The organism is Actinomycetospora lemnae (genome assembly GCF_028737315.1).
In the GTDB taxonomy this organism is placed as follows: Bacteria; Actinomycetota; Actinomycetes; order Mycobacteriales; family Pseudonocardiaceae; genus Actinomycetospora; species Actinomycetospora lemnae.
Genome location: NZ_JAQZAO010000007.1, coordinates 23808 through 48271, shown reverse-complemented (window position 1 = coordinate 48271; position 24464 = coordinate 23808). Strand labels below are relative to the sequence as shown.

The 24464-nt window shown below is 75.6% G+C and carries 27 protein-coding genes; 12 read left to right on the top strand and 15 right to left on the bottom strand.

The features are described from left to right. Positions 1 to 3: 3 nt before the first annotated feature. On the bottom strand, positions 4 to 876 hold the full coding sequence (locus PGB27_RS16825; RefSeq protein WP_274201540.1) for a helix-turn-helix transcriptional regulator: 873 nt from the start codon (positions 874 to 876) through the stop codon (positions 4 to 6). Between the two features lie 192 nt (positions 877 to 1068). Here PGB27_RS16825 and PGB27_RS16820 point away from each other — a divergent pair, with 192 nt between their 5' ends. After that, entirely contained in the window at positions 1069 to 1776 is a 708-nt protein-coding gene (locus PGB27_RS16820) for a DUF3159 domain-containing protein (protein WP_274201539.1), read from the top strand. A gap of 29 nt (positions 1777 to 1805) precedes the next feature. After that, the gene (locus PGB27_RS16815; RefSeq protein ID WP_274201538.1) at positions 1806 to 2771 is read left to right on the top strand and encodes an SDR family oxidoreductase; all 966 of its coding nucleotides are present in this window, start codon (positions 1806 to 1808) and stop codon (positions 2769 to 2771) included. A 66-nt stretch (positions 2772 to 2837) separates the two neighbouring features. Here the strand turns inward: PGB27_RS16815 and rox are convergent, their stop codons facing one another. Beyond that, positions 2838 to 4265, bottom strand: coding sequence for a rifampin monooxygenase (rox, locus tag PGB27_RS16810; protein ID WP_274201537.1), 1428 nt, complete (start codon positions 4263 to 4265; stop codon positions 2838 to 2840). 123 nt (positions 4266 to 4388) lie between these two features. Here rox and PGB27_RS16805 point away from each other — a divergent pair, with 123 nt between their 5' ends. After that, a complete protein-coding gene (locus tag PGB27_RS16805) occupies positions 4389 to 4772 on the top strand; it encodes a VOC family protein (protein WP_274201536.1) in 384 nt (127 codons plus the stop codon). 2 nt (positions 4773 to 4774) lie between these two features. On the opposite strand, the gene PGB27_RS16800 is transcribed toward PGB27_RS16805, so the two are convergent. Both PGB27_RS16800 and PGB27_RS16795 read right to left on the bottom strand, forming a co-directional pair. After that, a complete protein-coding gene (locus PGB27_RS16800; protein ID WP_274201535.1) occupies positions 4775 to 5746 on the bottom strand; it encodes a DMT family transporter in 972 nt (323 codons plus the stop codon). A 73-nt stretch (positions 5747 to 5819) separates the two neighbouring features. Continuing rightward, positions 5820 to 6992, bottom strand: coding sequence for a serine hydrolase domain-containing protein (locus PGB27_RS16795; RefSeq protein ID WP_274201534.1), 1173 nt, complete (start codon positions 6990 to 6992; stop codon positions 5820 to 5822). A gap of 294 nt (positions 6993 to 7286) precedes the next feature. On the opposite strand from PGB27_RS16795, the gene PGB27_RS16790 reads away from it, so the two are divergent. The 5 genes from PGB27_RS16790 (at position 7287) to PGB27_RS16770 (ending at position 11498) form a co-directional block, all read left to right on the top strand. Next, positions 7287 to 7721 (top strand): TIGR03618 family F420-dependent PPOX class oxidoreductase, encoded by a 435-nt coding sequence (locus tag PGB27_RS16790; RefSeq protein WP_274201533.1) that lies wholly within the window; start codon positions 7287 to 7289, stop codon positions 7719 to 7721. Positions 7722 to 7764: 43 nt separating this feature from the next. Continuing rightward, the gene (gene wsfD, locus PGB27_RS16785; RefSeq protein ID WP_274201532.1) at positions 7765 to 9270 is read left to right on the top strand and encodes a glycan biosynthesis hexose transferase WsfD; all 1506 of its coding nucleotides are present in this window, start codon (positions 7765 to 7767) and stop codon (positions 9268 to 9270) included. A gap of 9 nt (positions 9271 to 9279) precedes the next feature. Further along, complete coding sequence (locus tag PGB27_RS16780; RefSeq protein ID WP_274201531.1) at positions 9280 to 10185, top strand: NADP-dependent oxidoreductase; 906 nt, start codon at positions 9280 to 9282, stop codon at positions 10183 to 10185. Between the two features lie 260 nt (positions 10186 to 10445). Next, entirely contained in the window at positions 10446 to 10718 is a 273-nt protein-coding gene (locus tag PGB27_RS16775) for a hypothetical protein (RefSeq protein ID WP_274201530.1), read from the top strand. Between the two features lie 141 nt (positions 10719 to 10859). Beyond that, positions 10860 to 11498 (top strand): TetR/AcrR family transcriptional regulator, encoded by a 639-nt coding sequence (locus PGB27_RS16770; protein WP_274201529.1) that lies wholly within the window; start codon positions 10860 to 10862, stop codon positions 11496 to 11498. On the opposite strand, the gene PGB27_RS16765 is transcribed toward PGB27_RS16770, so the two are convergent. From PGB27_RS16765 to PGB27_RS16745, 5 genes are read right to left on the bottom strand one after another with little or no spacing between them, the layout of a single operon-like run. Continuing rightward, positions 11495 to 11956 (bottom strand): cupin domain-containing protein, encoded by a 462-nt coding sequence (locus tag PGB27_RS16765; protein ID WP_274201528.1) that lies wholly within the window; start codon positions 11954 to 11956, stop codon positions 11495 to 11497. The genes PGB27_RS16770 and PGB27_RS16765 overlap by 4 nt on opposite strands. Before the next feature lie 58 nt (positions 11957 to 12014). Beyond that, a complete protein-coding gene (locus tag PGB27_RS16760) occupies positions 12015 to 13433 on the bottom strand; it encodes a uracil-xanthine permease family protein (RefSeq protein ID WP_274201527.1) in 1419 nt (472 codons plus the stop codon). An 11-nt stretch (positions 13434 to 13444) separates the two neighbouring features. Further along, positions 13445 to 14014 (bottom strand): TetR/AcrR family transcriptional regulator, encoded by a 570-nt coding sequence (locus PGB27_RS16755; protein WP_274201526.1) that lies wholly within the window; start codon positions 14012 to 14014, stop codon positions 13445 to 13447. 30 nt (positions 14015 to 14044) lie between these two features. Next, the gene (locus tag PGB27_RS16750) at positions 14045 to 14239 is read right to left on the bottom strand and encodes a ferredoxin (RefSeq protein WP_274201525.1); all 195 of its coding nucleotides are present in this window, start codon (positions 14237 to 14239) and stop codon (positions 14045 to 14047) included. 35 nt (positions 14240 to 14274) lie between these two features. Then, the gene (locus tag PGB27_RS16745; RefSeq protein ID WP_274201524.1) at positions 14275 to 15447 is read right to left on the bottom strand and encodes a cytochrome P450; all 1173 of its coding nucleotides are present in this window, start codon (positions 15445 to 15447) and stop codon (positions 14275 to 14277) included. A gap of 93 nt (positions 15448 to 15540) precedes the next feature. On the opposite strand from PGB27_RS16745, the gene PGB27_RS16740 reads away from it, so the two are divergent. Further along, positions 15541 to 16236: an SDR family NAD(P)-dependent oxidoreductase gene (locus PGB27_RS16740; RefSeq protein ID WP_274201523.1), complete on the top strand. Its 696-nt coding sequence runs from the start codon at positions 15541 to 15543 to the stop codon at positions 16234 to 16236. 43 nt (positions 16237 to 16279) lie between these two features. Here PGB27_RS16740 and PGB27_RS16735 read toward each other — a convergent pair whose 3' ends face one another. After that, on the bottom strand, positions 16280 to 17167 hold the full coding sequence (locus tag PGB27_RS16735; RefSeq protein WP_274201522.1) for a LysR family transcriptional regulator: 888 nt from the start codon (positions 17165 to 17167) through the stop codon (positions 16280 to 16282). A gap of 140 nt (positions 17168 to 17307) precedes the next feature. On the opposite strand from PGB27_RS16735, the gene solA reads away from it, so the two are divergent. The 3 genes from solA (at position 17308) to PGB27_RS16720 (ending at position 20747) form a co-directional block, all read left to right on the top strand. Further along, the gene (solA, locus tag PGB27_RS16730) at positions 17308 to 18495 is read left to right on the top strand and encodes an N-methyl-L-tryptophan oxidase (protein ID WP_274201521.1); all 1188 of its coding nucleotides are present in this window, start codon (positions 17308 to 17310) and stop codon (positions 18493 to 18495) included. After that, the gene (locus PGB27_RS16725; RefSeq protein WP_274201520.1) at positions 18488 to 19684 is read left to right on the top strand and encodes an aromatic ring-hydroxylating oxygenase subunit alpha; all 1197 of its coding nucleotides are present in this window, start codon (positions 18488 to 18490) and stop codon (positions 19682 to 19684) included. The genes solA and PGB27_RS16725 overlap by 8 nt, the downstream gene beginning before the upstream one ends. A gap of 184 nt (positions 19685 to 19868) precedes the next feature. Further along, on the top strand, positions 19869 to 20747 hold the full coding sequence (locus PGB27_RS16720; protein ID WP_274201519.1) for a GDSL-type esterase/lipase family protein: 879 nt from the start codon (positions 19869 to 19871) through the stop codon (positions 20745 to 20747). A gap of 3 nt (positions 20748 to 20750) precedes the next feature. On the opposite strand, the gene PGB27_RS16715 is transcribed toward PGB27_RS16720, so the two are convergent. The 5 genes from PGB27_RS16715 to PGB27_RS16695 form a co-directional block, all read right to left on the bottom strand. After that, on the bottom strand, positions 20751 to 21467 hold the full coding sequence (locus PGB27_RS16715) for a PIG-L deacetylase family protein (protein ID WP_274201518.1): 717 nt from the start codon (positions 21465 to 21467) through the stop codon (positions 20751 to 20753). A gap of 34 nt (positions 21468 to 21501) precedes the next feature. Next, entirely contained in the window at positions 21502 to 21876 is a 375-nt protein-coding gene (locus PGB27_RS16710; RefSeq protein ID WP_408630083.1) for an MmcQ/YjbR family DNA-binding protein, read from the bottom strand. Positions 21877 to 21890: 14 nt separating this feature from the next. Then, positions 21891 to 22037: a hypothetical protein gene (locus tag PGB27_RS16705; RefSeq protein ID WP_274201517.1), complete on the bottom strand. Its 147-nt coding sequence runs from the start codon at positions 22035 to 22037 to the stop codon at positions 21891 to 21893. Positions 22038 to 22077: 40 nt separating this feature from the next. Beyond that, positions 22078 to 23502 (bottom strand): hypothetical protein, encoded by a 1425-nt coding sequence (locus PGB27_RS16700; protein ID WP_274201516.1) that lies wholly within the window; start codon positions 23500 to 23502, stop codon positions 22078 to 22080. A gap of 139 nt (positions 23503 to 23641) precedes the next feature. Further along, positions 23642 to 24457: an Fpg/Nei family DNA glycosylase gene (locus tag PGB27_RS16695; RefSeq protein WP_274201515.1), complete on the bottom strand. Its 816-nt coding sequence runs from the start codon at positions 24455 to 24457 to the stop codon at positions 23642 to 23644. Positions 24458 to 24464: the final 7 nt, after the last annotated feature.

The following is a 24464-nucleotide window of genomic DNA, read 5'->3' as shown; positions in this document are numbered from 1 at the left end:
GGCTCAGGCCCGGTCGGTCTCGATGGCCGGCAGGTCGGCGCCGACGCGTTGGTTCCCGATGACCGACAGCAGCTGGAGCTTCTCGTGGCTCTCAGTGCCCGGGACGGCGGTGTAGACGAACAGCCGGTGCGACTGGTCCGGGTCGAGCAGCGTCTGGCAGTTCACCGTGAGCGTCCCCAGCTCGGGGTGGACGAGGCGCTTGGTGTCGGCCGGGTGCAGGCCGACCTCGTGCTCGTCCCACAGCCGCCGGAACTCCTCGCTCTGCGCGAGCAGGAGGTCCACGAACGCGGCCGCGCGCGACCCGGGCCCGCGCATCGTCGCGATCTGGCGCAGCCCTGCGGCGTACATCCGTGACAGGAACGCGTGGTCCTCGGGCGCGTAGAGGGCGCGGGAGGCCGGGTCGGTGAACCAGCGGTAGCCGCGGCTGCGCGCCGGGCCCGTGTAGTGGGTCGTGTCGCCGGTGAGCGCGACGCCCATCGGGGTCTGGCGCAGCGTCTCGCCGAGCTCGGTGACGATTTCCGCGGGCGTATCCGCGAGCCGGTCGAGGATGCGCAGCAGGCCCGGGCTGATGTGCTCGCTGGCCGCGCCGCGGGCCGGGGGCTGGTGCCCGGCGAGCCGGAAGAGGTGGTCGCGCTCGTCGAGCGAGAGGTGCAGGCCCTGCGCGATCGACGCGATCATCTGCTCGGACGGTTGCGGGCCGCGCTCGCGCTCGAGGCGCGCGTAGTAGTCGGTCGACATGTGGCAGAGGGCGGCCACCTCCTCGCGCCGCAGGCCGCTGGTGCGGCGACGCTGCCCGCGCGGCAGGCCGACGTCCTCGGGCTGCAGCGACTCGCGACGGCGCCGGAGGAACTCCGCCAGCCCGGCCCGGTCGATCATGGGGTACCGCCCTCTCCTCGGTGCTCCCCCGTTCCTACCGGCGCGGAGCCCTCGGCAGCCACGGATCGTGGATCCCCCTCTGCGGCGCGGTGGGGAGGTCCCGTCGACCACGGATCGGCAGGCCGTGGTTGTCGCTGCGGCGACGGGTGAGTGTCGACGGCGTCCGCCCCCGACACCCCCAGGAGCGCTCCCATGACGAACGACCTCGCGGCCGCCCCGACCGAGCGGTTCACCGCCGCTCGTCACGGCGACCACCACCCTGGCGAGCAGCCCGACGATCAGCCCGACGAGCAGCCGACGACGCTGTCCGCGGCGCTGCGCCGGAGCCTCGCGCGGTCCGGGGGCATGACGGGCATCCTCGTCGCCGCCCTGCCCGCCATCGCCTTCGTCGCCGCGGATGCCGTCGGCGGGCTCACCTGGGCGTTCATCGCCCTCGCCGTCGCCGCCCCGGTGGCGTTCGGGGCGCGGCTGGCCCGCCGCGAGTCCCTGCGCGGCGCGCTGATCGGCCTCGCCGTCGCCGGCGTCTGCGCGGGCGTCGCCGCGTTCTCCGGGGAGGCGCGCGCCTTCTTCCTGCTCCCGACGCTGATCCCCGCCGTGCTCGGGGTGGTCTTCCTCGGCTCGGTCCTCGTGCGCCGGCCGGTGACCGGCATGATCTTCAACCGCCTCGTCGGCGGCCCCGCGGACTGGCGTGACCACCCCCGCCTGCTGCGCGTCTACACCCTCAGCACGCTCGCCGGTGTCGCGCTCCACGCCCTGAACCTCGTCGCCCGCGGCGTGGCCTACCTCGCGAACCAGCCGGCCGTCCTCGCCGCCCTCGGTGTCGCCGCCGCCCCCGTCTTCGCCCTGCTCGCCGCCGTCACCCTCGTCGCCGCCCGCCGGGCGATCACGGCCGCCCCCTGACCAGCTCCGACCCCATCCCAGGAGGAACCATGTCCCGCACCCGCGACTTCACCGTCCCCGACCTCACCGGCCACCGCGCCGTCGTCACCGGCGCCAGCGACGGCATCGGCCTCCGGATCGCCCGGAGACTCGCCGCCGCCGGGGCCGAGGTGGTGCTGCCGGTCCGCAACCCGCGCAAGGGCGCGGCGGCGATCAGCGCCATCCGCGAGCAGGTCCCCGGCGCCACGGTGTCCCTGCGCGAGCTCGACCTGTCCTCGCTCGCCTCGGTCGCCGCGCTCGGCGCGACGATGCGCGAGGAGGATCGACCGGTCCACCTCCTCATCAACAACGCCGGCGTCATGACGCCACCCGACCGGCAGACCACCACCGACGGCTTCGAGCTGCAGTGGGGCACGAACCACCTGGGCCACGTCGCCCTCGTGGCCGAGCTGCTGCCGCTGCTGCGCGCCGGCCGCGGCCGGGTGACCTCGCAGCTGAGCATCGCCGCCCGCGCCGGGTCGATCGACTGGGACGACCTGAACGCGGAGCGCTCCTACGACGGGATGCGCGCCTACCGCCGGTCCAAGATCGCGTTCGGGCTCTTCGCGCTCGAGCTCGACCGCCGCAGCCGCGCCGGCGGATGGGGCATCACGAGCAACGCGTCGCACCCGGGCATCGCGCCGACGAGCCTGCTCACGGCGCGCCCCGAGCTCGGTCGCGACGAGCCGGTGCGCGGACGCAAGGTCATCGGCTTCCTGTCCTCGCGCGGGATCCTCGCCGGCACGCCGGAGAGCGCCGCGCTCCCCGCCCTGTACGCCGCGACGTCCCCGCAGGCCCGCAGCGGCCACTTCTACGGCCCGCAGGGGCTCGGCAACCTCGGCGGGCCGCCCGGTGAGCAGAAGCCCTTCCCGACGCTGCGCAGCGTCGAGGAGGCCGAGCGCGTCTGGCGGGTCTCGCAGGAGATGGCCGGGGTGTCGTTCCCCGCGACGACCCCGCAGGCCGCCCCCCGGGCCTGACGTCGGGGGACGGGAGCGCCCGTGGACGGCCGGTCGGCCGTCCACGGGCGTTTCGTCGTGCCGGGATCAGGCCGGACTCCCGAACCAGCGGGGCAGCGCCGCCGTCAGCCCCTCCTGGTCCTCCCCCACCCACGCCAGGTGCCCGTCGGGCCGCAGCAGCGCCGCCGGGACGTCGAGCTCCTCGCTGACGTCGACGACGTGGTCGACGCGGTCCGCCCATCCCGTCACCGCGAGCCGTCCGGTCTGGTCGAGCAGCAGGCCGCGGCCCTCGTGCAGCAGCGGGTAGAGCCGCCCCCGCCCCAGCGCGATGTCCCGCAGCCGGCGCCCGACGAGCTCGTGCTCGCCGCCGAGGTCGTAGCGGGTCGCGGTGCGGGTGATCTTCTCGGTGAGGTGGCGCCGGACGTCCTCGTACGCCAGGAGCTCCGTGACCAGCCGCCGGACCGCGCGGGCGCCGGGCTCGGTGGACATCAGCTCCATCTGCGCCCGCGAGCTCCACAGCACGTCCGCGCCCACCGGGTGCCGCTCGGCCTCGTAGCTGTCGAGCAGCCCCTCCGGCGCCCACCCGGCGACGGCGGCGGCGAGCTTCCACCCGAGGTTGACCGCGTCCTGGATGCCGAGGTTGAGGCCCTGCCCGCCGACGGGCGGGTGGACGTGCGCCGCGTCGCCGGCGAGGAACACGCGGTCGACGCGGTAGCGCTCGGCCTGGCGGATGGCGTCGCCGAAGCGGGAGAGCCAGCGCGGGGAGTGGACGCCGAAGTCGGTGCCCGCGACCGCCCGCAGCTGCCGGCGCACGTCGTCGAGGGTGGGCGGCGTCCCGCGGTCCGTGGCGACGCCGTCGGCGGGCACGACCACCCGGTACAGGCCGTCGTGGCCGAGTGGCCCGAGCCCGAAGCGCTGCTGGGTGCGACGGACGTCGGCGACGACCGCGGCCACCGTCTCCGGCGACTCCCCCGCCTCCATCTCGCCGATCAGCGTCTCCACCCGCGTCGGCTCCCCGGGGAAGGCGACGCCGAGCAGCCGGCGCACGGTGCTGCGCCCGCCGTCGCAGCCGACGACGTACCGCGCGCGCCGGTGCGTCCCGTCGTCGAGGGCGACGGTGACCCCGTCGGCGTCCTGGTCCAGACCGACCACCGCGACGCCGCGGCGCACCTCGGCGCCGAGCTCGACCGCGCGCTCGGCGAGCAGCCGGTCGGTGGTGGGCTGCGGGATGGCGAGGACGTAGGCGTGCGCGGAGTCCAGCCGCTCGGGAGGGGTCGAGGGGATGGCCGCGAAGAAGCCCCCGACCGGGTACCGCGTCCCGACGGCGAGGAAGCGGTCGAGCACGCCCCGCTGGTCGAGGATCTCGATGCTGCGGGCGTGCAGCCCCAGGGAGCGCACGACCGGGGTGGGCTCCGCGTCGCGGTCGAGCACGAGCACGTCCACGCCGTGCAGGCGCAGCTCGCTCGCCACCATCAGCCCGGTCGGGCCGGCACCCACGACGATCACGTCTGACAACAGGTCTCCCGAGAAAGCGACGACGATTCCGCGCGAATTGCGCGGGCGCGCATTCTGCGGAATGCACCGGGCCTTGCCGCAAGTCCCCCGGTCCGCTATACGTTGGACATGGCGGGGAAATAGATGGCGCCCACCTTCGGGTCCGTCGTCCTCTCCACGCCGGACCCCGCCGGCCTCGCCGCGTTCTACCGCGAGCTGCTGGGCTGGGCGACGGTCGAGGGCGGCGACCCCACCTTCCTGCGCCTGCGCGGTCCGGGCTCCGAGCGGCCCGGGCTCAGCTTCCAGCTCGATCACGGCCACGTCGCGCCCGCCTGGCCGCCGCGCGAGGGCGAGCAGCGGATGCACGCCCACCTCGACCTGCTCGTCGCCCCCGGCGCGCTCGACGCGGAGGCCGCCCGGGCCGAGGCGCTCGGCGCGACCCGGGAGGACCACCAGCCCGCCGCGGGCGTCGTGGTGATGCGGGACCCGCACGGGCACCTGTTCTGCCTGTTCGTGCCCGGCGCCTGAGCTCAGGGTGCCCGGGTCGGGACAGCGGCGCGCCGTCGTCGACCGACCAGCCCGAGACCGATGTACATGCCGAGCAGGGCGACGGCGAGCCCGGCGACGGCGTGGAGCGTGAGCGGCTCGCCGAGGATCGGGACCGCGGCGAGCGCGGTGACGGCCGGGACGAGGTTGAGCAGCGAGCTCACGTGCACCGTGGAGCGCCACCGCAGCAGGACGAACATCAGCACGAACGCGCCCGCCGAGTTGACGACGCCGAGCCAGAGCGCGGTCCACCATGCGGCGCCGTCGGCGGGCAGCCAGGCCGCGCCGAGGAACGGCATCACCGCGGCCGTGACGACGAGCGAGGTCCCCATCTGCACCGCGACGCTCGTCGCCACAGGCGTGCCGTCGTTGAAGCGCTTCTGGTACAGCGTGCCGGCGGCCATCGACAGCGCGCCCAGCACCGGCAGCACGATCGTCGTGCCGAGGTCCCCGCCGAGGCGGTCGGACAGGACGATGTAGACCCCGCACGCGCCGACGATCAGGCCGATCACCGGCGCGGCGCCGATCCGGGTGGAGAGCACCAGCGGCGTCAGCAGGCCGACGAGCAGGGGCGCCATGCCGAGCACGAGGCTGGTGACGCCTGCGGGGACGCCCGCCGCGAGCCCCGTGTAGCAGAAGGCGAACTGCCCGACCTGCAGCAGCAGGGCCGTCACCACGAGGTGACCCCAGGCCCGCCCCCGCGGCAGGGCCGGGCGGGTGGCGACGACGGCGACCAGCACCACCACGAACGCGACGAGGAACCGCCACAGCAGCACGGTCGGCACCGCCATGTGTGCGGTGGCGATCTTGCCGACGACGAACCCGGACGCGTAGACGGGCACGAACAGGGTGCTGAGCACCGGGACGAGCCACGCCCGTGAGACCTGCGTGGACGCCGGCCCCGCGGCGACGCCGGCGGGCGGCACCACGGGACCGGCGCGCCTGTCACGGAGCATGGCCCCCAGTCCATAGCACCGCTAACGACAACGCAAACGGTCTCCTGTCACAGCGGGGTCGTCACCGTCGTCGTCACAGGGCCGCGTAGAGCGCCGACTCGAAGTCGCCGTAGAGCTTCCACGCCTCGTGCTCGCTGATGAACGGCAGCGAGTTCGTGTAGATCGAGGCGCAGATGCCGGTGCTGCGGTCGATCCAGAAGTGGGTGTTGAGAAGGCCCGCCCACGCGCCGCTCCACGCCCGGCGGCGCCCGGGGACGTCGTCGGTGTTGAGCAGCAGGCCGTAGCCCCAGGTCCAGCCCGGGCCGAGGTGCAGCACGTCGGTGGTGGCCGGGTCGGCCGTCGCGATCTCCTCGGGGAAGGGCAGGCCGCCGAGCTGGTCGGAGAACGCCGCGTCGACGGTCTCCTGGCGCAGGATGCGCGCGCCGTCGAGCTCGCCGCCGCGCAGCAGCGCGCGCTCGAAGCGGATGTAGTCGCGGGGCGTCGAGTGCAGGCCGTGGCCGCCGGCCCACCACTCGGGGTCGTCGGGCAGGAGGTTGCCGGCGTTGGTCCACGCGCCGTCCTCACCCCGCACGTGCACCGGGGTCTTGTTGCCCTGCTGCGTGTCGTCGAGGGCGAACACCGTGTCGTCCATGCCGAGCGGACCGGTGACGTTGTCCTTGATGACGACGTCGAGCGTGGTGCCGGCGACGGCCTCGACGACGAGCCCGAGCCAGTCGGTGTTGATGCCGTACTCGAAGCGCGTGCCGGGGTCGGCGACCATCGGCGCGAGGAGGGCACGCCGCAGCCCGGGGACGACGTTCGGGTGGCCCGTGAGCTGCTCGTAGCGGTGGATGTCCTCGTTCCAGAACCAGTAGCTCAGGCCCGAGGTGTGGGTGACGAGGTGCTTCACGGTGGCCTTGGTGGCGGGCGCGCGCAGCCGCGGCGTGTCGCCGTCGAAGCCCTCGAGCACCTGGATCTGCCCGAACTCCGGCACGTACTCCTCGACGGGCGCGTCGAGGTCCAGCTCGCCGCGCTCCACCTGCTGCAGCGCGGTGGTCGTGGCCACCATCTTGGTCATCGACATGATCCGGAAGTGCGTGCTCGTCGAGACCTGGTCGGACTCACCCACCGCGCGCGGTCCCACGGCGCCCTCGTAGAACACGCCGTCGGCGTCGGCGGCGATGGCCGCGACGTGAGGCACGTCGCCGGCCTCGACCGCGCCGGCCAGCACCTTGTCGATGCCGGAGCCGTCGATCGTCCTGCTCATGGTGTGGACCTCCTGAAGTGAGCGTCGCCACCCAGTGTGCTGGCCACCACACTCTTCGGGACCCGTCGAACGGAGGGGTGGGAGCAGAGCCATGGCCCTGGAGTGGAACCCGATGCTGGTCGAGCAGGTCGACTTCCTGTGCGGGGCTCTCGGGCACGCCTCGAGGGACTGACCGACGAGCGAGCTGCTCCACCACGGCGCGGAGATCGACCTGCTGCTCGATCTGCACCGGGCACGGTCGGCGCCGATCGGGTAGCCGCGCGGGTCCCGCACACGACCAGGAAGGTCGAGACGATGGCCGACACCCGCAACGGACCCGGACTGCACCCGATGACCGAGGAGCTGGCCACCGGCCGCAACTTCGCCTCGGTGTCGACGATGCTGCCCAGCGGCCGCATCCAGACCCAGATCCTGTGGGTGGGGGTGAAGGACGGCTCGGTGGTGGTCAACACCGAGACCCACCGCCGGCGCTTCGCGAACGTCGAGGCGGACCCCCGCATCACGGTGCTGATCCGCGACGAGCAGGACCCGTACCGCTACGCGGAGGTCCGCGGCCGGGTGGAGCGCACCACGACCGGTCCCGAGGCCCGTCAGCACCTCGACGAGCTCGCGCAGCGCTACACCGGCAACGACTACCCGGAGGACGCCATCAAGTCGGAGCGGGTGATCCTCTGGGTCACCCCGGAGCGGCAGACGATCGTGGACCAGAACGTCGACACCAGCGACTGAGCCGCCGCGGCGGGCCGGACGCGCTCGGGCATCATGGGCGTCGATGGCCACGGGCACCGCGGACGCGACCGCGACGACGGATCCGCTGCCCCGGCGCCGGACCGGCCCGCCGCGCTGGCTGGTCGGCGTCCTCGCCGGGCTCGCGGCGTCACTGCTGGTCGTCCTCGCGACGCGCCTGGTCGGGGCGACCCCGCTCGGCGTCGAGGACAACGGCGACGGCTACCGGCTCTTCTGCGGCGCCGGGCTCACGCCGCTGACCGCGGACGGCTACGCGAGCTGGCGCGGCGGCTGGACCGCCGAGTACGCCGTCGGCCCGCCGACCTGCGAGGACCCGGTCCCCTCGTCCGCCCTGCTCATCGCGCGGGCGACGACGGCCCTGGCCGAGGGCACCTGGTCGCCGGTCGTGCTGGGGTGGACGTACGCGGTGCTGATCGGGGTGGTCGTCGGGCTCGGCGCCTGGGCGGCCGCGGCCGCGGGGCGCCGCCGGGCCCTCGTCGTCGCGATCCCGGTGCTCCCGCTGGCCGCGGCGACGTTCCCGCGCTTCTTCGTCTCCACCTACAGCGAGCCGGCCGGGTTGCTGGGCGCCGTGACCGTCGGCGTCGGGGTCGCGGCCGTGCTCGCCACCCGCCGTGAGCACCGGGCCGCGCGGATCGTCGCCCTCGCCCTCACCGCGGTCGGGGGCCTGGTCGCGACCACGGCGAAGGTGGCCTACGTCCCGCTGCTCGTCGCGGCGGTGATCGTCTGCGCGGTGACGGCGATCGGCACCGCGCGCCCACGCCGCGACGGGCCGGTCATCGCGCTGGTCACCGTGCTGCTCGCCGTCGTCCCGGTGACCGCGGCGCTCGCCCGGCAACAGCAGTTCTACGCGCCGGTCAACGCGCACAACCTGGTGTTCACGACGGTCCTGCTCGAGGTCGGGCCGTCGGCGACGTCCCCGCTGGGCCTGCCGCCCGAGGCCGTCGAGCTCACCGGCAACGGGTACTTCAACGGCCCGCCGCGCCCCGACGGCGTCCCGTGGTGGGAGGGGGCGATCCTCGGCCGGCCCGGCGAGACCCGCGCGTCCGCCCTCGTCGTGCTCGCCGAGCACCCGTCGGCGGCGGCGCGCGCGGTGGGCGTCGGCCTGCAGGCCACGACCCTCGCCGACCTGCCCTACCTCGACGCGTTCCCCGCGCCCGCCACGGCCCTCTCCTCGCCGGACGGGCACCCCGGCTGGTCGGGCGCGCGCCAGCCCGACCTCGCTCAGGTCCTGCAGGACACCCGCCGCCCACCCTGGCTGCCGGCCGTGCTGGTGGTCGTCGCCCTCGCCGTCGCGGCCACCGCGCGGTGGCAGGGCCGCGCCGGGCGGTGGTCGCTCGCCGCCGGGCTCGCGGCGGGCACCGCGCTCGCGCTCGTCGTCGTGGCGGTGGCCGGCGACGGCTACTTCGAGGTCTTCAAGCACGTGTGGCTCGCGGCGTACCTGCTCGCGGTGTCGGGGCTCGCGCTGGTGGGCGCGGCGGTGACGGCGCTGCTGGGGCTGGTGCGCCACCGGGAGCAGGGCCGGCGGGAGTAGGAAGGAGCCGTGCGCGCGTACGGCTTCCTCCGCCCCGGCGGCCCCGACCAGCAGGCCTTCCTCGACGTCCCGGTGCCCGAGCCCGGGCCCGGCGAGCTGCTCGTGCGGGTGCGCACGGCGGGCGTCAACCCGGGCGACTGGCGGCTGCGCAACGGCGAGTACGGGCACACCGGGTCGGCGGTGCTGGGCCGCGAGGTGGCGGGCACGGTCGTCGCGACCGGGCCGGACGTCACGGGCTTCGCGCCGGGCGACGAGGTGTTCGGCGGCTGCCCGGGCATGGTCGGCGGGTGGGCCGAGCAGGCGCTGGTGACGGCGTCGTTCGCGGCGCACCGCCCGTCCGGGGTCGCGCCCCGCGACGCCGCCGCGCTGCCCGTCGCGGCGGGCACGGCGTACGACGCGCTCGAGGTGCTGGCACTGCCGGCCGGGGCGACGCTGGTGGTCAACGGCGCGGGCGGCGGGGTGGGCATCCCGACCGTGCAGCTGGCGCGGGCGCGGGGCCTGCACGTGGTCGGCGTCGCGAGCGAGGGCAAGCAGGACCTGCTGTGCGAGCTGGGGGCGGCCGCGGTCGTCGCCGGCCCCGCGGTCGCGCACCACGTCCGTGCCGCGGCCCCCGACGGCGTCGACGGGGTGTTCGACCTCGTCGGCGGGGACGCCCTGCGCGCGGTCGCCCGGCTCGTCGACCCCGCGCACCTGTTCTCGGTCGCCGACAAGCCCCTCGTGGCCGAGCTCGGCGGGCGCGACGTGCCCCGCGACCGCAGCACCGCGGTGCTCGGCGCGCTCGCGGCGCGCGTCGCGGCGGGCGACCTCGACCCCTGGGTGCGCACCGTCGTCCCCTTCGCGCAGGCGGCCGACGCGCTCGCGGCCGTGGAGGACGGGCACGTGCTGGGCAAGGTCGTGCTCGATCTGGGCGCCTGATCCCGCCCGGAGCAGGGCGTGTCACGTGCGCGACCACCACCGATGGCATTTCACCCCAACGGCGTACTCGTCACTCCGTCGAGCGGCCGAAGAGGCCGTCTGCCGCGCCGCCCTGCGCCGATCGGAGCTACCACCAGGACCAACCGTTTGACTGAGCGATCGTTCAGCGAACGCACCCTCGATGAACGTCTGCTCAGCGACTCGGGAGACTCCCCCACGCCGCGGTCAGCGCGGTGTCCATGACCCGAAGGGAGTCCCCCATGACCCGACTGCAGCGCCTCGCCGCCGCCACCGCCCTCGCCGGTGCCGGAAGCCTCGCCCTCGCCGGCGTGGCGAGCGCGTCCGAGTCCCACGCGTCCGACAGCGAGTCGTCCCACGGGAGCAGCGACCGCCAGGGCCTGGTCGGCGGTCTCGTCGGCGCGGGCGGCGAGCTCGTCGGCGGCGTCGGCGGGCTGCTGGGCGGCGTCACCGGGGCGGCCGACAGCGTGCTGGGGAGCGACGCTGTCGCCGACGTGGTCGACGGCCTGATCTGAGCACCCGTGCCCCGACCCATCGGGGGTGCCGGGGCACCGGTGTGAGGTGACGGGTGCGGGTCCCGGTGGCGCCGGAATCGCCACCGGGCCCCGCACCCGTCGCATGTTGCACCACCCCGGGACCGCGGGGAGGGTGTGGCGGTGCCGGTCCCCGACGAGCCCACCCCGCCCGGCGGGACCCCCCGGGCGGGCTCGCGGGCCGCGGCCCGGGAGCGCACGCACGCCGGGCTGCTCGACGCCGCCGCGGCCGTGTTCGCCGAGAAGGGCTACGGCGCCGCGTCGGTCGGCGAGATCGCCCGCACCGCCGGCGTGTCCGTCGGCTCGATCTACGCGCACTTCGCCGGCAAGCAGGACCTCTTCCTCGCCCTCATGGACCGCCGCCGCGTGGCCGAGATGGACGACGCCCGGCGGCACCTCGCCGACGGCCTCCCGTCCGCGCTGCACGACCTCGACCACCGGGTCACGGCCACCGCCGACGACGGGCGCGCGGCCCTCCTCGCGGCCGAGGCCTGGCTCTACGCGATGCGCGACCCCGACTTCGGTGCCGACCTCGCCGCCCACCAGGACCGCCTGCGCGCCGACCTCCTCCCGCTCATCCGCGCGGAGCGCGCGCGCCGCGGCGCCGCCTGGTCTCTGACCGACGAGGAGGTCGCGACCGTGGCGCTGGGCCTGTTCTCCGGCCTCGTCCAGCACCGGCGCCTCGCGCGCGACAGCGTGCCCGCCGACCTCTACGGGCGGGCGCTGCTCGCGCTGCTCGACGGGCTGGCCACCCGGGACTAGAGCGGCGGCCCGATGAAGTCGATCCCGTGCGCGAGCCCGAGGTCGGCCAGCTGCTGCGGGTCCGCGGTGGTCGCCCGCAGCTCCGCGGACCGCTCGAAGAACTGCTCGAGCCCGCCCGGCGTGGTGATCACCAACAGGCGTCCCGGCGCGTCGCCGACGTTGACGAAGGCGTGGGCGACGTCGCGGGGGCCGAACGCCATCCCGCCCGGCTCCAGCTCGACGAGGGTCTCGCCGACCTCGAACCGGTAGTGGCCCTCGAGGACCCACCACAGCTCGTCCTCGCGGCGATGGATGTGCCGCGGCGGCCCGCTGCTCGGCGAGTTCACGATCTCGACCGCGCTCAGTACCCCGGCCGTGTCCCCTGTGCCGAGCTTGATCGTGATCCGGTCCCCGGTCGGCGACGCGAGGGCTCGACCCTCACCGGTCCGGACGGCGACGGGCGGCAGCTGGACGGTCATCGGAGCCTCCCCGCGGTCACCGACGATGGTGGCGCAGCACGGGGCGCGGCGGCACCCCCTACGAGCGGTCGCGCTCCTCGTCGGCCGGGGTCCCGTCGGCCGGGGTCCCGTCGACCGGGGTCCCGTCGCGGCGGTCCACCGGCGTCGGGGCCAGTCGCCGCAGGACGTGGTAGCCGACGATGACGACGATCGTGCCCAGCGCGATCCCCGACAGCGACCCGCCCCCGATCGTCAGCGCGACGTCGCCGATGCCGATGACGATGCCGGCGGCGAGCGGCACGAGGACCTCGGGGCGGGAGAAGTCGACGCGGTTCTCCACCCAGATCCGGGCGCCGAGCAGGCCGATCATCCCGTAGAGCACCACGGTGATGCCGCCCAGCACCCCGCCCGGGGTGGCCGCGACGACCGCGCCGAACTTGGGGCAGAACCCGATCGCGACGGCCACCACCGCGGCGACCCAGTAGGCCGCGGTGGAGTACACGCGGGTCGCGGCCATGACGCCGATGTTCTCGGCGTACGTGGTGGTGGGCGAGCCGCCGACGCCGCCGGCCACCGCCGTCGCGATGCCGTCGGCGGCCAGCGCGCGCCCGAGGTAGGGGTCGAGGTCCTCGCGGGTCATGTTCGCGACGGCCTTGACGTGCCCGGTGTTCTCGGCGATGAGCGCCACCGCCACGGGCACGACCAGGAGGATCGCCGACGCGCTGAAGGCGGGCAGGTGCAGGCCGGGGGCCGCCGGCGTCCCCAGCGGCAGGCCGATCCACGGCGCGTCGGCCACCCCCGAGAGGTCCACGCGCGGGTGGGTGGACACGACGCCCGACGCGTCGGGACCCGTGATCGGGCCGAGCACCGTGTCGAGCAGCAGCGACAGGCCGTACCCGACGACGAGCCCGACGAGCACCCCGAGCCGGCCCAGCATCCCGCGCCCGGCCACCGCGGTGAGCATGACGACGAGCATCGTGATCACCGCGACGACCTCGTCCTGCGGCCAGTACGTGCCGGCGACGACCGGGGCGAGGTTGAAGCCGATGAGCAGCACGACCGCGCCCGTCACGGCCGGCGGCAGCACCGCGGACACGATGCGGCCGCCGCCGAGGTGCACCGCCAGCCCGACCAGCGCGACGACCACCCCGCACACCGCGATCGCGCCCGTCACCTCGGCGCTGGTGCCGCCGTCCGCGCGGACCGCGGCCACCACCCCGACGAACGACGCGCTGGTGCCGAGGTAGCTGGGCACCCGCCCGCGCGTCATCAGCAGGAACAGCATGGTCGCGAGGCCCGAGAGCAGGATCGCGAGGTTCGGGTCGAGGCCCATGAGCACGGGGAAGACGAACGTCGCCCCGAACATCGCCAGCACGTGCTGGGCCCCCAGGCCCACCGTGCGGCCCCACGACAGCCGTTCCTCGGGCCGCACCACCTCGCCCGGTGCGGGTGCGCGCCCGTCGCCGTGCAGCGTCCATCCCCTGATCACGCGCGACACCCTAGGGCGGGTCACGCGCGGCGGGCGGCCATCCCGTCGAGCAGCAGGTGCAGGTAGCGCCGCCAGCGCCGGGCGTCGTGCTCGGCGGTGACGACGGCCATGTGCACGACGACGGGCAGGTCCTCGGGCACGAGGTCGGCGCGCACCACGCCGGCCGCCTGCCCGCGGCGCAGCAGCTCGCCCAGCGGCGCGAGGGTGCGGGCGGCGAGCTCCGGGGTGAACGCCCCGGTGGCCTTGGCGGCGGCGAGCAGCCCGCGGTGGCGGGTGACGCCGTCGACGAGACCCTCGAGGACGCCGGTCAGTGCCGCCCACGGGTCGTCGACGGCGGCGGCGCGCGCGAGCAGTGGCTCGACGGACTCGGCGACGTAGTCCTCCAGCACCGCGGCGACGAGCTCGTCGCGCCCGGCGAAGCGGCGGTAGAGCGTGGACGGCGCCACCCCCGCGCGCCGGGCGACCTCCTCGAGCGCCACGTCCGGCCCGCCGGCCTCCAGCGCGGCCCGGGCCGCGGCGAGGATCGCGGCGTGGTTGCGCGCCGCGTCCGCGCGCAGCGGACGTGCCACCGGATCGGACGGCGCGGACATCCGCGTCAGCCTAACCCGGCGACGGGCGCCTCAGTCCTCGACGAGCGCGAGCGCCCCCGACGGGCACTGGGCGACGGCGTTGCGGACCTCGGCCTCCTGCCCGGGCGCGGGGTGCTCCTGCAGCACCACGACCAGGGCGTCGTCGTCCTGGTCGAAGACGTCCTCGGCGGCGAGCACGCAGTTGCCGGCGCCGATGCAGACGTCGCGGTCGGCCTGGATCCTCATGGTTCTCCCTCAGGTGGTGGTCGAAGGGGTGGTGGTCACCAGGTCACGGGCAGCGCGCGCAGCCCGTGCACGACGGTGGCCGAACGGAACTCGACGTCCTCGAACGGGATGCCCAGCGCGAGGTCCGGGAAGCGTCGCAGCAGCGCGGGGAACGCGACCGCCATCTCCGCCCGCGCCAGCGGCGCGCCGAGGCAATGGTGCACCCCGTGCCCGAACGCCACGTGCGGGGCGATCGCCCGGGTGACGTCGAGCTCGTCGGGGCGCTCGACGGCGGCGGGGTCGCGGTTGGCCGACGGCAGCGAGAGCACGAGCAGGTCGCCCGCTGCGACGGGGGTGCCGCCGACCGTCGTGTCGTGGCGGGCGGTGCGCGGGATGCCCGAGTGCACGACGGACAGGAACCGCAGCAGCTCCTCGATCGCCGGGGCGACGGCGCCGGGCTCGTCGCGCACGCGGACGAGCTGGTCGGGCGCGCGCAGCAGGGCCAGCGTGCCGAGCCCGAGCATGTTGGCGGTGGTCTCGTGCCCGGCGATGAGCAGCAGCGAGGCGATGCCGATGAGCTCGGCGCGGGTGAGGTCGTCGCCGTGCTCGCGCACGAGCATCCCGAGCATGTCGTCGCCCGGGGCGGCGAAGGCGCGGTCGACGAGCTCGCCCATGTAGGCGCGGGACTCGGCGGCCACCCGCCCGCGCTCCTCCAGCGAGCGGCTCAGGTCGATCTGCCGCGTGGCGCGGTCCTGGAACTCGTGGCGGTCGGCGTACGGGACCCCGAGCAGCTCGCAGATGACGAGGCTGGGCACCGGCAGGGCGAACGCGCTGACGAGGTCTGCCGGGGGGCCGGCCTGCTCCATCGCGTCGAGGTGCTCGTCGACGATCTCGGTGATGCGCGGCTCCAGGCGCCGGATGCGCTTGACCGTGAACTCACCGGTGAGCAGCCGGCGCAGCCGCGTGTGCTCCGGCGGGTCGGTGGCGAGCAGGTTGCCGGCGCGCGCGTTCTCGCCGTCGGGGGTGGGCAGGCGGGGCAGGCCGGCGTTGGAGAAGCGCTCGGCGTCGCCGAGGACCTCGCGGACGTCGGCGTACCGCGTCACCAGACGGGCGGTCGTGCCGAACGCCGTCCGGATCGCCGGGAAGCCGTCCTCGTCGCGGGCCGCCTGCGTCTCGGGGACCGGCGCGAACCGGTCGCGCTGCATGTGCCGCGGGATGGTGGTGGTCATCGTCGCTCCCGTCGTCGGGAACCCGACCGTACGCGAAGTGGGAGCGGACTGCCGTTTCGTGTCCGTGAGGTCCCGAGCGGCTATCCCCCTCCCATGAGTGCAGACGAGCGGATCGTCCTCGTGACCGGTGCGGGCCGCGGGCTCGGCGTCGAGATCGCGCGGCAGCTGGTGGCGGCGGGCGCGACGGTGTTGTGCGCGGCCCGCGACGCGGAGGCCGCCGCGTCGACCGCGAAGGAGCTCGGCGACGCGGCCTGGCCGCTGACCCTCGACGTCACCGAGCCGGAGTCGGTGCAGGCCGCGGTCGAGGCGATCGACCGGCGCCACGGCCGGCTCGACGCGCTGGTGAACAACGCGGCGATCAACTTCGACAGCGGCGCCGACCCGGTCACCGAGGACCTCGCGGTCGCCGACGGTGCCTGGCGCACCAACGTGCTCGCGCCGTGGCGGCTGAGCCAGGCGTGCGCGCCGCTGCTGCGCGCGGGCCGCGACCCGGTGATCGTCAACGTGACGAGCGGGCTCGGGTCGCTGGCGCGGATGGGGGCGACGTCGCCGGCCTACAGCGTGTCGAAGGCCGGGATCAACGCGCTGACCCGCGTGTTCGCCGACGCCCTGACCCGCGACGGGATCGCGGTGCACGCCGTCTCGCCCGGCTGGACCGCCACCGACATGGGCGGCGCGGGCGGGCGCCCGGTCGCCGATGGCGCGCGGGGCATCGTCGACGTCGTCCGCTCCCCCGGCTCCTTTCCCTCCGGCTCGTTCCTCCAGGACGGCGAGCACGTGTCCTGGTGACCCCCTCGTGAGCACTTTCCACGGCTATAGCCGTGGAAAGTGCTCACGTACCCAGGGCGCGGGCCGCGTCGACGAAGTGGGCCACGGCGGGCGAGCGGTCGGTGCGGCGCCAGGCCACCTGCAGCGCCACCATCGGCACGTCGCCCGACAGCGGCCGGAACACCACGCCCGGCGGGCGGAGGTTCGCGTAGTACGCGGGCTGCAGCGACACCCCGAGGCCCGCGGCGACGAGGCCGAGCTGGGTCTCGATGTCCGCGCCCTCGGCGACGATGCGCGGGCTGAAGCCGTGGTCGCGGCAGTAGCTCGTGATGATGTCGAAGAACGCCATCCCCAGCGGCCGGGGCCAGAGCACGAACGGCTCGTCGGCGAGCGCCTCCGGCGTGATCTCCTCGAGCTCGGCGAGCGGGTGGTCGCCGGGCAGGGCGGCGAGCAGCGGCTCCGAGACGAGGTGCTCGACGGCCACGGTCGCGGTCGGCGGGGCGGCGCGCACGAGGCCGACGTCGAGGCGCCCGTCGGCGATCGCCACGAGCTGGGCGGCGGTGTCCTGCTGGGAGACCTCGAGCTGCAGGTCGGGGAACTCGGCGCGCATCGCCCGCAGGATGCGCGGGGTGATCGAGGCGAGCGCCGTCCCGACCGAGCCCACCACGAGCAGCCCGACCGCCCCGTCCGCCGCCTGCGCCACGAGCGACTGCGCCCGCTCGGCCTCGAACAGCACCCGCGGCGCGGCGTCGAGCAGCACCCGCCCGGCCGGGGTCAGCTCGGTGGCGCGGCTCGAGCGGTCGAACAGCGCGGCGCCGAGCGCCTTCTCCAGCGAGCGGATCTGCTGGGAGAGCGCGGGCTGGCTGACGTGCAGGCGCCGGGCCGCCCGGCTGAAGTGCAGCTCGGAGGCCACGGTGAGGAACACCCGCAGCTGCCGCAGCTCGACGTCCATCCCGTGATCCTGCCCCGACGCGCGATCGATAAGGCAGACCTGATGACACCAGTGGCGAGGGTGATCGCGGATCCGCACCACGGGCGCCGGTGACCCGCGATGGTGAGGGCACATCCGAGAGCAGACCCGGAGTGATCACCGTGCCCAGTCCCCGCGAACCACGCCTCGTCGTCGTCGGCGTCGGCGGCCTCGGCGCCGCCGCCACCTACTGGCTCTCCCGCGCCGCCGGCGGCCGCGTGCTCGCCCTCGAGCGCCACGCCCTCGGCCACCACCACGGCGCGAGCGAGGACCACTCGCGGATCATCCGCTACGCCCAGCACCAGGACGCCTACGCGGCCCTCGCGCCCGCCGCCTACGCCACCTGGCGCGACGTCGAGCGCGTCTCCGGACAGACCCTCGTCACCGAGACCGGCGGGCTCGTCATCGAGGACGTCGACGCCCGGCAGGGCCTGACCACCGGCGGCCGCGACATCGGCGGCTACGCCGCGGTGGCCGACCGGCACGGCGTCGACTTCGAGCTGCTCGACGCGCGCGGGGTCCAGCGCCGCTGGCCGCAGTTCCACCTCGCGGGCACCGAGGAGGCCTTCTACCAGCGGCGCACGGGCATCGTCGACGCCCGGCGGGCCAACGCCACCCACGTCGCCCTCGCCCGCGGGCACGGCGCGGAGATCCGCGAGCACAGCCCCGTGCGGGCCCTGCGCCCCGCCGGTGGGCACGTCGAGGTCGTCCTCGACGACGAGGTGGTGCTCGCCGAGCACGTCGTCGTCGCCGCCGACGCGCGCACCAACGAGGTGCTCGACGGTCTGACGTCGATCCCGCTGACCGTCACCCAGGAGCAGGTCACCTACTACGCGACGCCGAACCTGCTCGACTTCTCCCCCGAGCGCTTCCCGGTGTTCATGTGGCACGGCGGCGACAACTTCTACGGCTTCCCCGTCCACGGCGAGGTCGCGACGAAGCTCGGGCAGCACATGGGCGGGCACGAGGTCACCGCCGACACCCGCACCTACGACCCCGACCCGCTGCGCCAGAAGCGCCAGGAGGCCTTCCTCGCCGAGCACCTGCCCGGCTTCGGCGGCCCCGAGCTCTCCACGAAGACCTGCCTCTACACGATCCCGCCCGACCAGCACTACGTCGTCGACACGCTGCCCGGCACGCGCGTCAGCGTCCTCGTCGGGGCCGGGCACGCGTTCAAGTTCGCGTCGCTGCTCGGCCGGATCGCCGCCGACCTCGCGACGACGGGGACCACCCGGCACCCCATCGGCACGTTCGCCCTCGACCGCCCCGCGCTGACCGACCCGAGCTGGGGACGTGCCTTCCATGTCTGATCTCGTCTCCCGCACGCCGGGCTGGTCGCTGCCGCAGGCGGCCTACACCGACCCGGACGTCTACGCCGCCGACCTCGACCGGGTCTTCGCCGGGCAGTGGCTCTTCGCCGGGCACACCGCCGAGCTCGACGCGCCCGGCCGCTACCTCACCGTCGACGTCGGGCGCGACCGCGTCATCGTCGTGCGCGGCGAGGGCGGTCAGGGCGGTGCGCTGCACGCCCACCACGACGTGTGCGCCCACCGCGGCTCGCGCGTCGCGCCCGACGACCGCGGGCAGGTCAAGGCGTTCGTCTGCCCGTACCACCAGTGGGTCTACGCCCTGGACGGGACGCTGCGCTCGGCGCGGCTCATGGGCGACTGCTTCGCGACGTCGTCCTACCGGCTCGCGCCCGTGGCCGTCCGCGAGACCGCCGGGCTGGTGTTCGTGTGCCTGGCCGACGATCCGCCGGACTTCGGTCCCTTCGCGGAAGCGCTCGAGCCCCGCCTCGGCCCGCACGGGCTCGCCGACGCCCGCATCGCCGTGCGCGAGCACTACCGCGTCGCCGCGAACTGGAAGACGCTCGTCGAGAACAATCGCGAGTGCTACCACTGCGCCGGCAGCCACCCCGAGTTCTCGCTGTCGAACTTCGACGTCGGTGTCAACGGCGACGTGCGCACCAATCCGCGCTACGACCGCGCGCTCGCCGCCGCGCGCACCCGCTGGACCGCGCAGGGCCTGCCCGGCGAGGACGTCAACTTCCCCGGCGGTGCCCCCTACCGGATCGCGCGGCTGCCCCTGCGCGACGGCTTCCTGTCCGAGACCCTCGACGGCCGCCCGCTCGCCCCGCCGATGGGGACGCTGACCGACCCCGACGTCGGCAGCCTGCGGGTGATCTCGCTGCCCAACCTGTGGGCACACGCCAACGCCGACTACGCGGTGACCACGCGTCTGACCCCGATCGACGCCGCGACCACCGACGTCGAGCTCTGCTTCCTCGTCGACCGCGACGCGACGGTCGACACCGACGCCCTCGCCGCGGTGTGGCGCGCGACCTCGGAGCAGGACTGGGTGCTGTGCGAGAAGAACTACGCCGGCATCGCCTCGCGCGGCTACCGCCCGGGCCCGCTCTCGCCGGTGGTCGAGGCGTCGGTGGAGGCGTTCCTCGACTGGTACCTCGCCACCCTCGACCTCGCCCGCACCGCCGCCTAGTGCGCTCCGCGCTCGTGAGCAGAAAGGAGTGCTGGAGCACTTCTTTCTGCTCACCTGCGCGCAGCGCACCCCGTGTGGGTGGTGGCGCCACCTCGATGGCGTGACGGCCCTGCCTCCTGTGGGCGTCGACACCGACACTGACCGCCGTCGGACGGCGTGATCGTGACGGTGATCGGGGGCGGGGATGGGCTGTCGGTCGGTGGTGGTCGCGGCGCTGGTGGCGACGGCGCTCACGCTGGGCGCCGGGACCGCGGTCGCGGGCAGCCCGACCAGCGGCGGCGACGGCAACCGGCGGGTCGCGCTCGGCGACTCCTGGGCCGCCGGGACCGCGGCCGGCGTGGTCGAGGCCGCGTCGGGCACCTGCCGGCGCAGCGGCGTCGCCTATCCCCCGCTGCTCGCGCGCGCCGCCGCGGAGACGTCGTGGACCTCGCGCGCGTGCTCGTCGTCCACCGGCGGCGGCAACGGCCAGTTCACCTCGCTCACCCCCACCACCGAGATCGTCACCGCGACCGTCGGCGCCGACGCCACCGGCCTCGGCGCGCTCGCCGCCGCGTGCTCCTCGGCCGGCACGCCGGCACGTTGCGACACCGCCCTGGGCCGCTTCGACCGCGCCCTGCGGACCCTGCCGGGCGCCCTCGACGCCGCGCTGCGCGACATCCGCGCCCGCGCGCCCCGCGCCGCGGTGACCGTCACCGGCTACCCCCACCTCGCCGAGGGCAGGGCCTGTCCCCAGGGACCCGCCGACGCCGCCCGCGCGGCCCGCATCGACGACGCCGTCGACCGGCTCGACGCCGTGCTCGCCGGCCGGGTCACCGCCGCCGGCCTGCGCTTCGTCGACGTCCGCCCGGCGTTCGCCGGGCACGGCGTCTGCTCGACCGCGCCCTGGCTGACCTCCCTCACCGACAGCGAGGCGCTCCTCGCCGGCGGCCCGAACGCGGACGGCCACGCCCGCGGGGTGCTGCCGGCCCTCGCCGCGGCCGGTCCGCCGACCCCGCCGACGACACCCCCGTCCCCCGCCTCCCCCGCCGACGGGCGCGTGGCGCAGGGCCTGTTCCCGGGCTGACGGTCAGCCGAAGACCTCGAACGCCACGCGCGGCGGGCCGTCGCCCCCCGTCGTCATCACCACGACCTCGCGGGCCTGCTCGGCGACCGGGCGCGGGTCGAGGGCCGCGAGGTAGGTCGCGTGCTCGGCGAGCGAGGCGATCGCGGCCTCCCGGTACCCCGTCACGTCGACGACGTGGGTCGGCTGCGTCGACGCGGCCACCGCGACGTGCCGCACTCCCGGCCACGGCTCGAAGCCCTCGTCGACGAGCTCGGGGAAGATCCAGCGGTTGCCCGCGTCGCCGACGGCGTCGATCGTCGCGCGCCCGACCGCCCGGTGGTCGGCGCTGTTCCACAGGCCCGGCCCGAACGTCTCGTGGTGGCTGTTGACGACGACAAGCTCCGGGCGCACCCGGCGGATCTCCCGCGCGATGTCGCGGCGCAGTGCCGGGCCCTCGACGACGACGCCGTCGCGGTGGTCGTCGAGGAAGCGCACGTCGCGCACCCCGACCGCGGCCGCGCTGCGGCGTTCCTCGTCCTCGCGCACGACGGCGGCCTTCGCCGGCGGGAGGTCGTGGATGCCGGCCTCGCCGCGCGTGACCAGCAGGTACGACACGTCCTTCCCCTCGGCGGTCCACCGGGCGACCGCGGCGGCGGTGCCGTACTCGAGGTCGTCGGGGTGGGCGGCGACGGCCAGCACCCGCGTCGCGTCGTCGGGCAGGGGCGGCAGGTCGGTGCTCATGACGGACAGGGTGTGACCTCGAGCAAGGTCGAGGTCAAGCCGTCGGGTCGAGCTGCGCGACCAGCCGCTTCGGGGCCACGCAGCGGTAGGCGTCGGTGACGACCCCGCGGACCTCGTCCCAGTCCGGCCCGCCCGGCTCGACGTCGAGGCGCAGGCCGAGCCAGCCCCGGTGCCCGACGTAGGGCGGCACGAAGAAGCGGGCGGGCTCGGCGTCGACCATGTCCTGCTGGGCGCCCTCGGGCGCGGCCACCCAGATCGCGAGGTGCTCGTCCCCGTGGTGGTACGGGACCCAGCTCGCGAACATCCTGCGCACGAACCACGACGGCGAGCCGTGGCTGACCTTCTCGGTCGCCTCGGGCAGCGCGAGGCAGACCTCCCGCATGCGGGCGAGCAGCTCGTCGGGGTCCACGCCCGCGATCCTGCCTACAGGGCGAGCGCGCTCACCAGGGTCGCCAGCACGAACACCGCGAGGACGACGATCGTGACGACGCGGATCCAGGGCCGGTGCGTGGTCACCCCGGGCTCGGAGGCGCCCTCGGTGGGGTCGGTGCGCTCGGCGGGCTCGGTCATCACGTTCCTCACGAAGGGGACGGATCGGGCACCCGCGAGGCTACCGTCCCGAGCCCGGGGTGCCGGCCGGGGTCGCGTGGCGCCCCGCGTTCGGCCCGGGCCGGCCGCGGCGCGCCGCCACCGGGTCCTCGACGTCGGCCGCGTGCCGGGCCCGCCGGGGCGGCGGGGTGTCGTCGGCGGCGTGGCGGCTGCGGGTGGCCGACGGGGTGGCCGACGGGGTGGCCGGCGCGGTGGGCAGCGGGCCCGACAACGGCGACGACGTCCGCGGCGCCGGCGCGGGGTCGGGGGGCGCCGCGAGCGGGTCGACCGCCGGGTGCTCGCCGGTCGGGCTGTACCGGCGCGACCGGCCGGTCGCGCCGCCCGCGCTCGGCGCACCGAACGACAGTGCCGAGGCGAAGCTGTCCAGCCCGGCCAGGGCCGTCCCGTCGGCGTCGTGCCGTGCGGCCCGCCGCGCGGGAGCGGACCGGACGCGGAAGGCGTCGGTGCGGTCCTCGGCGAAGGGCGTGGCGGCGGGTGCCGGACGCCCCGCGCGGGGCGCCTGCGCGGCGGGCCGGGCCGGCGAGGGCGGGGCAGCGGACGCGCCAGCCGCCGGGGGCACGGACGGGGGCACGGACGGGGGCACGGACGGGGCCATCGTCGGGGCGACGGAGGGGGCCGGGGTCCGGGGCGGCGTCCCGGCCGGTCTCGGCGGGTGCGGCGCGGCGGGCACCGCGGCGGCGGGCACCGCGGCGGTGGGCGCGGGTGCCGGGCCGGTACCCGGGCGCGTCGGCGCACCGCGGTGCGCGGCAGCGCGCGGGGTCGCGACCGAGGTCGTGGTGGACGTCGTGGTGGACGTGGTGGACGTCGTGGTGGGCGCCGACGTGGCCGTGGTCGTGGACGGCGTCACCGCGGTCGCCGCGGAGGCCGGCCGCTTGGACCGGATCGCGACCCGCGTGGACCCGCCGGCCTCCGCCGACACCGGGGCTCCTGACGCGGCCGGCCGGGGCGGGCCCGACGTGGGAGCCGCCGCGGAGGACGCCGGAGCAGGCGGCCGCACCGCCTCGGTCCGCGCTCGATCGCGCGTCGCCGCCGGCTCGGGACGATCGGGCTGCTCCCCGTCACCACGAGGGGCCGCACCGGCCTCCTCCCGCCGCGGCCGGGGCCGGGCCGGGCGCACCGGCACCGGCACGATCTCCTCGACCGGCGCCGCGGCGACGGGAGCCGGCGCGGGCTTGCGTCGCGCGAAGAGCTGCTGGGCGGCTGCGGAGCAGAGGTACCCGAAGCCCACGAGGCTCCAGAAGGCGACGACGACGAGCTGCACGACGGTCGGCGGATCGCTGAGCATCACGAGCTGCACGCCGGCCACCGCGAGGCCCGCGACACCGAGCAGGACCGAGAACCGCGAGCGGGTGGTCAGCTGCCACCGCGGGCGACGCGGGCGACCCTCGGTGGATCGAGCCCCGGTCCGCTGCCTCTCCCGGGCCACGCCCACCTCCCTCGTCGGGCCGTACGACCCGGACACAGTCAACTCGATCGGACGACGCGCGTCCCGGACCCCCACCCCGGACGGGGCACGCGTCACCCTCCTGAGTGACGCATCGGTCGCGGGGCGCGAAACGTAACGGTCAGGTCGCGGACTGGCATCGAGCGCACCAGAACAGGTTGCGACTCGCGTGCGTGCGCTTCGAGACCTCGGTGCCGCAGACGCGGCACGGCTGGCCCGTGCGGCGGTACACGTACACCTCACGGCCACAGCTGCGACCGTGCGGCTGGTCGTGCGCGTGATCACAGGAGCGGTGCTCGGGACGCACGGTGTCGATCGCGCCGCGGCGCACGCCGTCGGCGAGGAGCGCCACGAGGTCGCCCCACACCGCCTCCCACCGCTCCCGCCCGAGCTCGCGGCCGGGCAGCAGCGGGTCGAGGCCGTGCCGGAAGAGGACCTCGGCGCGATAGACGTTGCCGACGCCGGCGATCACCGACTGGTCCATGAGCAACGTCGCCAGCGGCGCGCGCGAGCGGGAGATGCGGGCCCAGGCGGTCTCGGGGTCGGCGTCGTCGCGCAAGGGATCGGCGCCCAGGCGAGAGCGCAGGCCGTCGACCTCGCCCTCGGTGAGCACCTCGCAGGCGATCGGACCGCGCAGGTCGGCCCAGTGCGTCGGACCGACCATGCGCATGCGCACCTGCCCGCGCGGGGGCGTCACGTCGCCGCGGTGCGTGGAGAACTTGCCGTAGAGCCCGAGGTGCACGTGGACGACGAGGTCGTCGGCGTAGACGTGGAACAGGTGCTTGCCGTGGGCGTCGGCGGCGCGCAGCACCCGGCCGTCGACGAGCTCGGCGTCGCGGGCGAAGCGACCCTGCGGCGACGACACCGCGACCTCGTGCCCGACGAACCGCCGCGTGTGCGTGCTCGCGAGACGGCGGATGGTGTGGCCTTCGGGCACCCGGCGT

What these genes read in the sequence shown, in the direction of transcription:
- PGB27_RS16825 (WP_274201540.1), bottom strand. Translation starts at nt 876, where the DNA reads ATGATCGACCGGGCCGGGCTGGCGGAGTTCCTCCGGCGCCGTCGCGAG.
- PGB27_RS16820 (WP_274201539.1), top strand. Translation starts at nt 1,069, where the DNA reads ATGACGAACGACCTCGCGGCCGCCCCGACCGAGCGGTTCACCGCCGCT.
- PGB27_RS16815 (WP_274201538.1), top strand. Translation starts at nt 1,806, where the DNA reads ATGTCCCGCACCCGCGACTTCACCGTCCCCGACCTCACCGGCCACCGC.
- PGB27_RS16805 (WP_274201536.1), top strand. Translation starts at nt 4,389, where the DNA reads ATGGCGCCCACCTTCGGGTCCGTCGTCCTCTCCACGCCGGACCCCGCC.
- PGB27_RS16800 (WP_274201535.1), bottom strand. Translation starts at nt 5,746, where the DNA reads ATGCTCCGTGACAGGCGCGCCGGTCCCGTGGTGCCGCCCGCCGGCGTC.
- PGB27_RS16795 (WP_274201534.1), bottom strand. Translation starts at nt 6,992, where the DNA reads ATGAGCAGGACGATCGACGGCTCCGGCATCGACAAGGTGCTGGCCGGC.
- PGB27_RS16790 (WP_274201533.1), top strand. Translation starts at nt 7,287, where the DNA reads ATGGCCGACACCCGCAACGGACCCGGACTGCACCCGATGACCGAGGAG.
- wsfD (WP_274201532.1), top strand. Translation starts at nt 7,765, where the DNA reads ATGGCCACGGGCACCGCGGACGCGACCGCGACGACGGATCCGCTGCCC.
- PGB27_RS16775 (WP_274201530.1), top strand. Translation starts at nt 10,446, where the DNA reads ATGACCCGACTGCAGCGCCTCGCCGCCGCCACCGCCCTCGCCGGTGCC.
- PGB27_RS16765 (WP_274201528.1), bottom strand. Translation starts at nt 11,956, where the DNA reads ATGACCGTCCAGCTGCCGCCCGTCGCCGTCCGGACCGGTGAGGGTCGA.
- PGB27_RS16755 (WP_274201526.1), bottom strand. Translation starts at nt 14,014, where the DNA reads ATGTCCGCGCCGTCCGATCCGGTGGCACGTCCGCTGCGCGCGGACGCG.
- PGB27_RS16750 (WP_274201525.1), bottom strand. Translation starts at nt 14,239, where the DNA reads ATGAGGATCCAGGCCGACCGCGACGTCTGCATCGGCGCCGGCAACTGC.
- PGB27_RS16745 (WP_274201524.1), bottom strand. Translation starts at nt 15,447, where the DNA reads ATGACCACCACCATCCCGCGGCACATGCAGCGCGACCGGTTCGCGCCG.
- PGB27_RS16740 (WP_274201523.1), top strand. Translation starts at nt 15,541, where the DNA reads ATGAGTGCAGACGAGCGGATCGTCCTCGTGACCGGTGCGGGCCGCGGG.
- PGB27_RS16735 (WP_274201522.1), bottom strand. Translation starts at nt 17,167, where the DNA reads ATGGACGTCGAGCTGCGGCAGCTGCGGGTGTTCCTCACCGTGGCCTCC.
- PGB27_RS16725 (WP_274201520.1), top strand. Translation starts at nt 18,488, where the DNA reads ATGTCTGATCTCGTCTCCCGCACGCCGGGCTGGTCGCTGCCGCAGGCG.
- PGB27_RS16720 (WP_274201519.1), top strand. Translation starts at nt 19,869, where the DNA reads ATGGGCTGTCGGTCGGTGGTGGTCGCGGCGCTGGTGGCGACGGCGCTC.
- PGB27_RS16715 (WP_274201518.1), bottom strand. Translation starts at nt 21,467, where the DNA reads ATGAGCACCGACCTGCCGCCCCTGCCCGACGACGCGACGCGGGTGCTG.
- PGB27_RS16705 (WP_274201517.1), bottom strand. Translation starts at nt 22,037, where the DNA reads ATGACCGAGCCCGCCGAGCGCACCGACCCCACCGAGGGCGCCTCCGAG.